The 13,261-nt window shown below is 38.3% G+C and carries 7 protein-coding genes and 1 pseudogene; 2 read left to right on the top strand and 6 right to left on the bottom strand.

All coding sequences use genetic code 11. The features are described from left to right. Positions 1–500 precede the first annotated feature (500 nt). The 6 genes and pseudogenes from F580_RS0102355 to F580_RS0102320 all read right to left on the bottom strand — a co-directional run bounded on the left by F580_RS0102355 (position 501) and on the right by F580_RS0102320 (position 9,094). The gene (locus F580_RS0102355) at positions 501–1,277 is read right to left on the bottom strand and encodes an alpha-L-fucosidase (protein WP_019026092.1); all 777 of its coding nucleotides are present in this window, start codon (positions 1,275–1,277) and stop codon (positions 501–503) included. 6 nt (positions 1,278–1,283) lie between these two features. Further along, positions 1,284–2,219: pseudogene (locus F580_RS26790) on the bottom strand (alpha-L-fucosidase). A gap of 295 nt (positions 2,220–2,514) precedes the next feature. Beyond that, positions 2,515–4,101: an alpha-L-fucosidase gene (locus F580_RS0102335; protein WP_019026089.1), complete on the bottom strand. Its 1,587-nt coding sequence runs from the start codon at positions 4,099–4,101 to the stop codon at positions 2,515–2,517. Positions 4,102–4,518: 417 nt separating this feature from the next. Then, positions 4,519–6,045, bottom strand: coding sequence for a tetratricopeptide repeat protein (locus tag F580_RS0102330; protein WP_019026088.1), 1,527 nt, complete (start codon positions 6,043–6,045; stop codon positions 4,519–4,521). A gap of 194 nt (positions 6,046–6,239) precedes the next feature. Next, the gene (locus F580_RS0102325; RefSeq protein WP_019026087.1) at positions 6,240–7,157 is read right to left on the bottom strand and encodes an endonuclease/exonuclease/phosphatase family protein; all 918 of its coding nucleotides are present in this window, start codon (positions 7,155–7,157) and stop codon (positions 6,240–6,242) included. Between the two features lie 233 nt (positions 7,158–7,390). Next, positions 7,391–9,094, bottom strand: coding sequence for an alpha-L-fucosidase (locus tag F580_RS0102320; protein ID WP_019026086.1), 1,704 nt, complete (start codon positions 9,092–9,094; stop codon positions 7,391–7,393). Positions 9,095–10,037: 943 nt separating this feature from the next. Here F580_RS0102320 and fucP point away from each other — a divergent pair. Continuing rightward, the gene (gene fucP, locus F580_RS0102315) at positions 10,038–11,468 is read left to right on the top strand and encodes an L-fucose:H+ symporter permease (protein WP_019026085.1); all 1,431 of its coding nucleotides are present in this window, start codon (positions 10,038–10,040) and stop codon (positions 11,466–11,468) included. 240 nt (positions 11,469–11,708) lie between these two features. Beyond that, positions 11,709–13,229: a sulfatase family protein gene (locus F580_RS0102310; RefSeq protein ID WP_019026084.1), complete on the top strand. Its 1,521-nt coding sequence runs from the start codon at positions 11,709–11,711 to the stop codon at positions 13,227–13,229. Positions 13,230–13,261 lie beyond the last annotated feature (32 nt).

Here is a 13,261-nt window from a genome sequence, read left to right as displayed (position 1 = left end):
ATCAAAATATTACTTATGACCCAACTATTTAGTTAACGCTTTGTACGTTTATAATACCTAACGCCATAAGGCTTTATCACGTAGTCAGCTTTACTTTCATTTTCAGAAAGTTTATATACAGTTGCTTTTTTTCCTATCATTTTTAATCCAAGTCTCCCTGCTATTGAATTGGATGCGAAACTGGAATCTTTATCAATTATTTTAACTCTAACAACCTTGCCTTCCTTATCTATCATTAGAAGATAATAAATGGTGTAGCTAGATTTTTTAAAGTTTAAACGATGAACTTCTACTTCTTCATCAGTTAAATTAAACTCAGGAACATTAGCTAAGTCATAACTTGAGCATGCGCTGAGCAAGAGAAAAAATATAATTTTGAACTGTGTTTCAAAACCTGCATTTTTACTCCTTGAATAATTTTTTAATTAAAAAAAATCCCCCGTAAACAAAAAGTTTAACGAGGGATTATTTGTATATTATATAATTAGCATATCGCTAGCTTAGCCATGGCTAATTTTAATTGAACAAGCTACCTCACAGGACTTTTGCTTAGGAAAGGTAATTTCCAAGCCCTTGCTGGTACGTTTATATTCAATTTTTTCTTTGCTGCCTAACAATTCAACATTGTTGATATCATCAGCCATATACTGAGAGCCTTGTTTAAGACTTTCTATGATTAACTTACCTGATTTAGGCCAGCCAAAAATCATCGCGTATAAGGTTTTGTTGTCTTTACTACGGGTAAAACTGATACGGTTTGGATCAGTTTTCTTATAGTCCCACCATAAGCCTTTACGTGCTTCACGGTACTTATACGGGGAAAATTTTTCATAGTTACCGCCTTCCCCAGGAATATCCCAACGGCGCGTTGAATAAATAGCTTCACCATTCACGGCTAACCAGTCGCCCATTTCAGCCAAAATACGTTTTTCTTCGGCAGGAATAGTGCCGTCACCTTTAGGTGTGAGCGACAAGAAGAACACCCCACCACGAGCAACAATGTCAATAAGGCTATGAAGATGGTTAGTACTGGTTAAGTTATAGTCTTTGTTTAATACATAAGACCAAGGATAGCTGATTGCGCGATCCCATAACCAGTAGCCGTCATTATTTGGTGGCATATTTCGGCTATTTTCATAACCTCGCATGCCCGTACCTTGTGGGAAGTTAAAGCGCGCAAGGCCTGATTTATCAGCGCCCGGAAGTTTGTTTACTAGGGCAACTTCTTTACCTTGTTTTTCAGCGTTGTCGTAAAAACGTTTTAGGAAATCAACCACAAGATATTAAGGTGAGTTACCATTTACTATACCTATGCCATCAAACCATAAAAAATCTGGTGAGTAGTTATCAATAACTTCAACAATTTTAGCATGCCACTGTTTGGCAAATTCTGGCGGTGTTACCCGATCGGCAGGGAAAAACAAATCATCGTATTCTGGGTTAGCAATATCTAAATTCTTGTTATTTACAATCGCGGCAAGTTGCTTTTCTTTGCCCTTGTTCCGTAGGGATTTAAGCGCGTAATCGTATGAACGGGCATGATGAAATGTCGCAACGGTTTTAAAATCTTTCTTATTTGCTGCATCAATAAATTCACCGTAAATATCACGTTTAGGTCCTGTTTGACCTACGTTCTAACGGTTAAGTTTACTTGACCACATTAAAAAACCTTCGTGATGCACAACACCCAGGCCACCAAATTTGGCGCTGGCATCTATCATCACATCAACATATTATTCAGCATCATAGCCTTTAGCGGTAAACGTTTCGGCTAATTTTGAATAACCAAACTCTTCTTGAGGTCCAAAAACACGGCGATGATAGTCGTAGTGAGTTTCTTTATTTTTACCACGAATAGCTTTTTTGTCTTTGGGGTTATACATATGTTGGAAATAAGTATTACCAATAAACTGAGCCTGAGAATATAAACCCCAGTGGGTATATAAACCGAATTTAGCATCGATTAGCCATTCAGGAATACCGTGTGCGGCAATTTCTTTCCAGTCATCTTCAAAGCCTTTACCTGCTTCTTTAAAGTGAGGGTTTCTGTATTTTCCATCTAAGGTCGCAACGTAATCCGCTTCTGCTTTAACTAATTGACTACCCACTTCAGGATCAGGATGGGTATTTCTCTTTTCTTTAGCTGCGATTGCCGGGGCTGTTGCCAGACCAACAACAGAGGCGATGGCTAATGCTTTGACTATTGAATTAAACTTCATTTAATGACCTTACTGCTAGATACTCTTCTTGTGTCTTTTATATAATAAAACCACGCATCACGCAAGTATTACTTGTTTGAAATGAGTGCCTGTAACTCGCAAGGTTGCAAAGGCCCAGCCTTGTATCCCCCCCACCGAAAATTCAAAAAAAATCATTTCGAAAGTTCAGCAAAGTTTGGACTTACCAGTTTACAGTGAACATAAAAAAACCCGGACATGCCGGGTTCTTTAAGAGTGCTATTTCATTATGACTTTAAAGCATACCTTCAAAGTATATCTTCAAAGTATATAATGACTATAAATTAGCAGCATCAGGCTCAGTTACAATTAAGTCACCTGCCACATCAATTTTAAGTGCATAAGCAAATTCACCAAATTGTTCTTTTGGAAACTGTACATGTAAGCCTTTTTCATCACGGGTCCAAGTTAATTTTTCATCACTGCCTAATAATGAAATATTATCAATTTTACCTTTTGAAGAGATAGCGTAGTTACTGTCTAAAGTATTAATTGTTAGTTTACCATTTTTCGGCCAACCTAAAGCAATCGCATAAAGCATGTTATCTTTTTGGGTAAAACGAATATCTTCAGCACCTAATTTACGGTGATCCCATTTAACTTTCATTTTGCCTTTAATTTTTACATTTCTGGTAACTTTTGTAGGACCTTCGCCAAAGACACTGAATCGGCGAGTGCCATAAATTGACTCACCATTGACTTTCATCCACCGACCAATACCTTTCATGATAGCAATTTCTGCATCAGCAATTGAGCCATCACCTTTTGGCGTTAAGGATAAAAACATAATGCCGCCACGGCTAGTAAAGTCGATAATACTATCTACTTGATAATTTGGTCCGTCACGATACTTTTTATTGTTTACCCAACTCCATGGGTAACCAATCGCTCGGTCAGCTAACCAGTAACCTTTTTGGTGCTCAGGCATATCCCGGCCGTTTTCATAACTTTTTAAACCAACATGTTCAGGAAAGTTAAAGTTGGCCGCTAATTTATTCGCTACCACAACATCTTGACCACGTGCTGTCGATTCATTATAAAAATAAGAAATGGCATCTTTTACGGTTTGTTCCGTCGGATGACCACCTTTCATCGATGTGGTTAAACCATCAAACCAAATAAAATCAGGTTTGTAATTATCAACAACTTCAGTAATTTTCCCATACCAATCAGAATTAAATTTCTCAGGAGAGTCACGTCCTGTTTTCCAGAAAAAATCACCCAGTTCAGGATCCGAAAGCTCCCAATTTTTATTAATTTTCGATGCATCTTTTCCTTTGCCAGGTAACTCGCCATAAGCGTAATTGAATGTTCTGCCATGGTGAAATGTTGCCACAAGTTTCATGTCTGGGTATTTAGCAACTTCCGCAGAAATTTCGCCATAAATATCTTTTTTGGGGCCCATATTTTTAGCATTCCAGCGGCTATATTTAGAATCCCATAATAAGAAACCATCGTGATGTACCAGTGAAATACCACCAAATTTAGCACCGGCCTCATTCATTAAGCCAACCCATTCGCTAGCATTAAATTTAGGCGCGGTAAACTGTGGGATAAAATCGGTATAGCCGAAGTCTTCCAACGAACCATACTTTTTAGTGTGGTAGGCATTAACACCTTTTTTGTTTTCTGGTGAATACATCTGACGAAGATAATCAGGACCACCGTGAGCAGGCACAGAAAATATTCCCCAATGGGTATAAACACCAAATTTGGCATCAATTAACCATTCAGGAATTTGCTTAGTTGCAATAGAATCCCAATCTGCTTCAAACTTGTGTTGTTCAATCGCTTGAGCTGATTGACTGAAAGCGCCTGCGGCTAGTACCAAGCTCAGATAAGAACTTAAACATGTTTTTTTCATCTTATACCTACTTAACGGTTTATTTCACGAGTAATTATTTATTAAACACAATCTAGCATGTACATTTTAAATAATAAACATCAAATGACCTTCTTTACATTAATTTACACTGGCTATTTTTGTTTTCGCCCTTACTATCTGTTTTCTCATAGTTTAAACATTGCTAAAAAGGTAACATTATCGTTAAGTTATCACTCAAGAATGCAGTGATAAAAAAATGAGGGATAACTGGCTACTACGGACAATAGTGTTTGCTAAATAACCTGAACTTTGGATAAGAGTTTTGGATAAGATGTTTGTAACAAGGTGAAATTAAACATAGTAGCGATGTTGGCAAAGTTCGCTTATCTGCAGCGCAGATGTGATATGGAAAGGCCAGCCTATAACTAAGCTGGCCTTTCATTTATTATCGAAAAATTATAATTCCTGGATGGTTACAGTGCCACCTGAAGTCCACTTTTTTAATTGCTGCTGCCAAGGGATTACATCCCAATGATAATCTTCACCTAGTTCAATTGCTGCACGAATATAATTAACCGCTTCAGAAAGTTTCCTCGGCTCCATTTTCACATGAGCCATAGCTTGTAAATAATGATACTGAGGATTGTTTTCTAGCTCATGGCTTAACTCATTAAGGTAGCGCACTGCATTGTCTACATCATGTAATTTGTGATTTTTAGCAAGCAACCTTATTTCCGCCAATTTTAATTTTGCATGCTGATGTTTTTGCTTTGTTGCGGCTTCTAACCAAAATAAGGCTTTTTCATCATCATTCACAACCCAAGGGCTATCAAGTAAAATACGCGCTAAACGATACTGAGCCTGACTGTTGCCTTGCTTAGTTGCAGCTGAAAGCCAATAAATTGCTTGTTTGATATCTTGCTGCTCACGATAAAGCTTCAAACCATATTCGTATTTAGCTAAATTATGCCCTTGCTCAGCGGCATTTTTTAATAACTTGTCAACCTCGCCAGTTTCTTGGCTTAACCAAGGGAAATTCATCAAGAGCATGGCACGTTTATAATCATCTTGAGGTAAGTCGCTTTTTGCTAATTTATCTGCCATGCGCCTGATACGGAAATATAAGCGCTTATGCTCCTTTCTTACTCTAAATTTATCATAACTTGCTACTCCCAAGTAAGAGCGGTTAACAAAATGAACACCCCTATTGAGAAACTGAGGTTTGGGTAGCGATGTCATCGCTAAATTATAGAGAGCTCTTTCAGGCATACCTAAGCTTTGAATAGGGCTGATATTACGAATTGAGCCATCGGGAGCAATATCATAATCAGCGATCAAAAAATATGGTCCATTAAGTAAACGATTATAGTTGTCTTGATTGGAGTTATCTTGAAGTTTCGGACTACCTTCTAAATCATCATCAACAAAAGGGTCGTCAAAACTATCTTCATCAAGGTTTTCAGCCGTTGACAAGTCCATATCAAAATAATCATCAATTGAAACGTCAACTTTCTCAAGGTCTTTTTTATCGCCAAAATTAATTTTATGGTTTATATTTTTTGTCAATAATTCTGGGTAATATTTGCTATCGATACTTTTTTTCCCAAAAGATTTTTGAAAAGTTTTTACTAATTTGATAACTTTTTCTTTTTTCTCTGCCGGCACATTAGCCAATATTTCATCAACAATTTCAGTAGCATTTTCATAAGAATGATCTGCGGCTAAAGAAAACCAAATCAACGCTTTAAAGTTATCTATTTTAGTGCCTAAACCATGGTAATAAATGACACCCAGTTGATAACATGCTCTTGGATTACCTACCTCGGCCGCAGTCATATACTCTTTCAATGCTAAGTCATACTGTTTTTGTAAGAAATAGTTATCGCCATCAAAAATATTTCCTGCCCATGTAGGAAGGGTAATTATAAGCAGTAAAATAATTATCAATTGCTTAAATTTAAATTTTGCTTTACTTAGGATCACAAGACCCCCTTCTTTTTATTTATAGGTGATGAAAATATCACTTGAAATTGCCTTATGTCTAACATCTTTACACTATATTACTCGACATAAAGAACTGACAAAATAGCTTTGATAAGCAATCGTGGTTGCTGTTTTTCCACGGGACTTTGCCCGTACTGCCAAAATTGGACATACCATTAGCGTTAATTAAAAACCTATAAATCTAACACCATCACCACTGGATAATGATCTGAAATCTGATCCAGTATTTTAGCGTCATGCCAATTTACGATATCTGCAGCAAAAATTTTATTGGCGAGATTAGGACTCGAGAGAATATAATCAATACGTTGTAGACGCTGCTTTTGGACTTGACGATCGGTAGATTTTTTAGCGACAAGGGTTGGAAAAGTACCCATTAACTTATGTGCTTTGTCTGTTCCCCTGAGTTGGTGGTAGCTACTGTCATGTAGCCCTAGGTCGTAGTAACTCTGTAAAATCGAAGTATCAAATTGATTGTTATTTAAGTTGCGGCGTTTTTTCACACTGTCGCGCATTTCTTTTAGTAAGGGTTGTAAACTAACAATTCGTTTAACATCTAGCGGGCTCATGGCATTAAAATCACCCAGCACAATAAGCTTTTTTCCATCGGTGATGAGTTGTTTAATTATGCCACTGATATACGCCGTTTCAGCTTGCCGAGCGGTTAGTTTTTGCGAGGTCATGTGTACCACAATAAAATTTATACCGCCACTTTCTAAGTGCAAGAAGCCACGTTTAATCCGCTTATCCAAATGCTCAATCTGACTAATTGGCAAGCGTGAAGTAAAGGCAAGTGGTAGGCCGGGCTTGCGTTGGTAAAAATAACTGTGCTTGTGCCCCCAGCGTTTGGCGACCTCGCTCAGACGCTCAGAACTAAAGCCTTTCATTTCTTGCAAGGCAAGAAAATCAGGTTGCTGACTAGCAATCCATTCAGATCCAGCGGCTAGCTGCTTACCGTGATTAAAACCATAGAGAACATTGTAAGACATCACTTTGAGTGTGATAGCTTGCGCCGTACCTGTTAGCGAAATAATCAGTAACATAAGCACGATATAGAGTTGTCGAGTCAATCGAGATAAACTGTATTTCATAACGAATATTCCATGCTATTGTCTGTATTTATTTGTGCTTATTTTTGTTGATTATTTATCTTGCTTATTCTTATCAATTATTCATTCTACTTTTGCGGCAATAGCTTTAGGTAATTAACCGCGCTAATGCCAAAAGTACTTACAACTAAACTGAATGGTAAGCCTGAGTAGGCCAGCTTATTCCTTCAAGACGCTCGAGCAAATAGCGTATTAAAGGAACAAGTGCGAGTTAACTAGATCTTTGTCTTATAGATTGGCCAGTTACCATTGCGACCAATGCCATCATCAAAGGTTGGTCTCACGCTTTGATCAAGCTCACCTTTAACCTTAATTTTGAAACTATAAGCTATTTCACCGGGTAACTGTTTAGGGAATTTCAACGTTAACCCTGCCTTTGTTTGCTGCCAATCAATCACTTCATCACTACCCAATAAGCTAATCGATGAAATACCTTTTCCTGACTTTTCAACATTACCTAAAGCAAGCGTAGGAATAGTAATTTCACCTGATGCAGGCTCGCCCATAACAATCGCATAAAGGTCGTTACCATTTTTAGTAAACCTGACCACATCGCCTTTCGCTTGGCTTAGGATGGTGTAATCCCAATTTGTTTTCGGCTCGCCGTTCATTCGAAAAGCATCAACACGAAGTACATCAGCATCTAATCCTTCACCAACTGATTTCCAAGGACGGGTTTTATAGATTGCATCACCATTGATACGCAACCAACGGCCGATACCAGCCATAATTTCTTTTTCTCTTTCGGGTATAGAGCCATCACCTTTAGGTGTTAAAGAAAGTAAGAAACTACCGCCACGGGCAACAATATCAACTAAGCTGAGGATATGATAATCATGACTGTGGGGATATTCTTTATCTTTTACCCAAGTCCAAGGGTAACCAATAGAGCGATCAATGTTCCAATCACCTCGGACATCAACTTCCATATCACGACCATTTTCATAAGTTCTATAACCAAAGCCCATCGGAAAATTCCAGCGCATTGAAGCTGGAAGCTTATTAAACAAGTAGGTTTCATCGGTATAGTCATTACCATTATTTAAAAAGTCTGCAAATGTTTTTAATAAGCGTTTCTCATTAACAATGCCATTTTTTTTCGCTTTAGCTAGGCCATCAAACCATAATAAATCTGGTTGGTACTTTTCAATCACTTCATCAATTTTGTTATGCCATTCATTACTGAATTCTTCAATACTCACCGTTTCAGGGTTACGATAAATATAATCGTATTTAGGATCAAAAAGATCTAATTTTGACTTTTCTTCCTCGGTATATTTATCCGCATCTTTAAAACCAAATCCATAAGTACGTGCATGATGGAAAGTTGCCACCAGCTTCATATCACTTTTTCTAACGGACTCAGCGATCTCACCAAAAATGTCTTTTTTAGGCCCAGTATCCATACTATCAAATTTTGTATATTCACTGTCCCAAAGACAATAGCCATCATGGTGTACTACATGAATACCAGCATATTTTGCGCCCGCATCTTCCATCACGGCAACCCATTCATCGGCATTAAATTTAGGTGCGGTGAACAGAGGCAAGAAGTCTTTATAGCCAAACTCTTCTATTGGCCCATAATTTTTTTCATGATATGCACGTACTCCACGGTCATTACCTTCTTTACGGTACATAAAGTCACCATAAACATTGGTTAAATGTGCGGGGACAGAATACAAACCCCAATGAGTATAAACACCAAATTTTGCATCTTTTAACCATTCAGGTACAGGTGCAGTACTTAATGACTCCCAAGTTGCCTCATATTTATTTTTATCTGTAACTGCTTTGGTGATAACTGTTTTGTTAGTGTTTTCTTCAGCGGTAATTTGGCTCGACTCGCTACAAGCAGTTAAGCTTGTTGCAGCCACTACAGCTAACATTAACGGTGAAAACTTGGTGTTTATTTTCATGTTTGATACTCACTCTATCGTGGTTTTTATTAATTTTAATCACTTCATATTAATATGAGCTTTAACTAGGGTCAAGAAATAGCGTTAAGTATAAAATGTAGGTTGAAGAGTGAACTAGCTATTGCCATTGCTCACCTCGATGCAACTAAATACCCCCCTCCCCTTTGGAAACGAGAAAATTCCGAGTACAATAGGTTAAACAACAAGTATGATTATTTTTATTTCCTGTTGTCCCCAGAGGAAATGCCAGGCCCTAAGGCCTGACAATAAACTTGGTTGGGAGTCCAAGTTTAGAACAAACGCCTTAAGCGACTGTACTTTCAATATAGTAGACACCTTATAATAAATTACAACAAAAATAGTACAAGTTTGTGTGAAGCTTCGAGGAAAGTATTCAAAATGATATAAGAAATGAGTACTTTTTGGTCATAAGGTGATGACTTACGGGAAACTTGCGTTAGAGCGATGCTAAAATAATAAGCAACCTAGCTAATAAACGGAGAAATAATGCTAGTTAGGCAATGATAGCCATTAGCGTTAATATCCACGCGACAAGGGTTTTGTCAGGGATTCTACACTTCGGTAAAAGCTAGTTTCTAAGTGATAGATTAGTGATTAAGTTTATCTGAGCTGAATACAACCATTAGGGTATTTCTCACCTGGTTGATGGTGAGTACTATTAGCAGATAAAATAGTTACTTATGTGACTATGATTATGAGCAAGACAACGAACAATCTTAGGATAATTAAGTCTGCTAAAATTATCTCTACCATCGCCCAACCTGCAACTCCCCCTGATAGGTGATAAGTTATTATCGACTTTTTAACAAACTATTATTGACACAAACAACGCCAACCAGTAATGTGCCCTTTACCTATAATATCCACAAAAAAGTATTTATTACAATAATTAAAAAGTGGAATACAGTATAAAGAGGTCAACATGACAACAGCAATTGAAGAAAGCGTTGAAATTACAAATCAACCAACCCAAGCCAAGGGCGAGGCAAAAACGCCTATTTTGGCAAAAGAATATATTATTCCCTTTATGATGGTTGCGGCACTTTTCCCGTTATGGGGCTTTGCTAATGATATTACTAACCCGTTGGTAAAAGCTTTTAAAGATATCTTTTTAATCTCGAATGCCCAAAGCTCTATGGTGCAATTTGCCTTTTATCTCGGTTACGGAATTATGGCAATTCCAGCAGCAATTTTTATCCGTCGTTTCTCTTATAAGGCAGGAATATTATTAGGCTTAGCGCTTTATGCCATTGGCGCGTTATTATTTTTACCCGCCAGTATGACCGCCGAATTTAATGCTTTCTTATTAGCGCTTTGCGTAATTACTTGTGGCTTAGCCTTATTAGAAACCACAGCTAACCCTTATGTGTTATCAATGGGTTCACCAGAGACTTCAACACAGCGTTTAAATTTAGCGCAAGCTTTTAATCCTATTGGCTCATTAGGTGGAATGTTTGTTGCCTCAAACTACATTCTTAGTGAGCTAAAAGTTGAAGAGTTTCGCGCTACAGAAAAATTAGCTCACCCTGAATATGCCGACATGTTGCCGTCGGTGGTTGACGGTAAGTTAACCCAAGCATTAGTCGACTTCTCGGTTGCCGACCCTGTTGCTCACCAAGCAATGCAAGCGGCCGATTTAATCACCGTTCGTGGGCCATACATAGCTATTGCTTCTGTTGTCGCGCTGTTATTTGTATTCTTTTTATTCCGCAAATTACCAGACACAGTTGCTCATGATGAACCGCTAACAAGTAAAGTGTTAAAAGAAACCTTTATTCGTTTAATTTCAAATGCCCGTTACCGTGAAGGCGTTATTGCCCAAGCATTTTACGTGGGTGCCCAAATTATGTCTTGGACCTTTATTATCCACTACGGCATGACATCTGTTGGTTTAACAGCGGCAGAAGCACAACAATATAATATGCTCGCTATGGGTATTTTCCTTGCCAGTCGCTTTATTTGTACCTTATTGCTAGGGCTTATTCGTCCTGGGCGATTATTATTGTTGCTAGCACTCGGTGGTATTACTCTATCCTTTGGTACTATATTCATCGGCGGTATGACAGGTCTGTATTGCTTAGTGGCCACATCTGCTTGTATGTCATTAATGTTTCCAACTATCTATGGTATCGCACTTAAAGATACCGGTAACGATGCCAGTTTAGCGTCTGCTGGTTTAGTTATGGCCATTGTCGGTGGCGCGCTAATGCCACCACTGCAAGGTATCTTGATTGATGGTGGAGCACTTATTGCTGGTATTCCATCGGTGCAAACATCTTTTGTATTGCCAATGATTTGTTTTGTAGTGATTGCTATTTTTGGCTATAGAGCGCATAAAATACATAATACCTAATCGCTTTTTAAATCGTAAACCTGTCGCATCTTTATCGAGCGACAAGCGATAAACCTGAATATAAAACGAGCCAATTGGTTCGTTTTTTTACATCAAATTTATATACACTGAATTATAAAATGCCCTATGTTGAAAAGAGAAAACAAAAATCTAGCCTAAACTTTCCAATAAATTTGTTTTAACTGTTGCCATTGACTGGCTTTTATTTATAATAAACCATCAACTATAAGAAGGTTTACTATGAAAATCCATTCAAGCATTTGGTTATCCCTCAAGTTTGTAAAGCATTGTTTTGTGCTAGCATGCGCAATTAGCACAGTGGCCATCTCAACTAGCCATGCCAATGAAACTAAACGCCCTAATATTTTATTGATCATTACTGATGACCAATCTATTGATACCATTCATGCCCTCGGCAATGAAAAAATTCACACACCTAATATTGATCGACTTGCACATTCAGGCATGGCATTTACCCATGTATTTAATCAGGGCTCATGGTCTGGCGCTGTTTGTGCGCCAAGCCGTCAAATGATTAATACCGGTCGTAATTTGCATATGACTGGTTTTTCTCCTAAGTCCAACAAAACAACGCACCCGTTAATGGGCGAAACCTTTAGAGACGCAGGTTACGAAACCTTTATCACAGGTAAATGGCATGTTGGTAACGACGCATTAAAGCGCTCTTTTAATATTGGCCGTGCCGTACATGAAGGCGGTATGGCGCCTATCAGCAAAGGTGGTCAATGGCAGCCTTGGTTAACTGATTTTGGCGAGAATATTAAATGGGCTAAAAAGCAAAAGAATCAACATACCAGTGAAGCCTTTGCCGATGCAGCCATTAGCTACATCGAAACAAAAGAAAAAAGAAACGACAAGCCATTTATGATGTATGTGGCATTTACAGCCCCACATGATCCGCGTCAATCTCCGCAGTCCTATGTAGATAAGTACCCTGCCGAAAGCATGATATTACCAGCAAGTTTTGTACCTATGCCTGAAATAGATGCGGGAGATTATAACATTCGTGATGAAGCGTTAATGACCTTCCCACGCACTGAAAAACAAACTAAAGAGTTCATTGGTGAATACTACGCCATGGTTGAGCATATGGATACTCAGATCGGTCGAATTCTAGACAGCCTTGAAAAATCACCTTACGCTAAAAACACGTATATCATTTTCACCTCAGATCACGGTTTAGCTGTCGGTAAACATGGCCTAGCTGGCAAGCAAAATGTTTATGATCACAGTATTCGCGCCCCATTTATCATGGTGGGTGACGGTATTCCTGCGAATAGCCGCGCTAAGGGGATGTTTTATTTAAACAGTATTTTTGCCACCACAGCTGAGTTAGCGGGTATCGACATACCTGATTCGGTACAAGGTCCAAGTATCATGCCCATTGTTCGTGGTGAAAAAACAGTGATGAATGATTATATCTACGGCAGTTACCGTCACTTTCAACGTATGGCACGTAGCCATAGATACAAGTTGGTTTATTATCCACTACTTAAACGTAATGTATTATTTGATTTAAGCAATGATCCAGGAGAAATGCACGACATCTCAGGGCAAGAAGGCAGCGATATTATCATTAAAAAGTTAACCGCTAAATTGGAAGAATTGAAAGTTGAAGTAGGCGATCCGCTAAACAATGATGATCCAGCTAACAGCTATCAGCCGTTTACCGGCAAAATTAGACCTGGCTTTCAAAAAGACAAAATTGGTATTAAGCAAACGGTCTTCACTGAACATTAAGCTGAGCAATAACTGACACGAAAATTTACCAG

Origin of the sequence: Colwellia piezophila ATCC BAA-637 (genome assembly GCF_000378625.1) — a bacterium.
Taxonomy (GTDB): Bacteria; Pseudomonadota; Gammaproteobacteria; order Enterobacterales; family Alteromonadaceae; genus Colwellia; species Colwellia piezophila.
The sequence above is the reverse complement of the archived record's forward strand: the minus strand, read 5'-3'. Positions and strand labels throughout refer to the sequence as shown.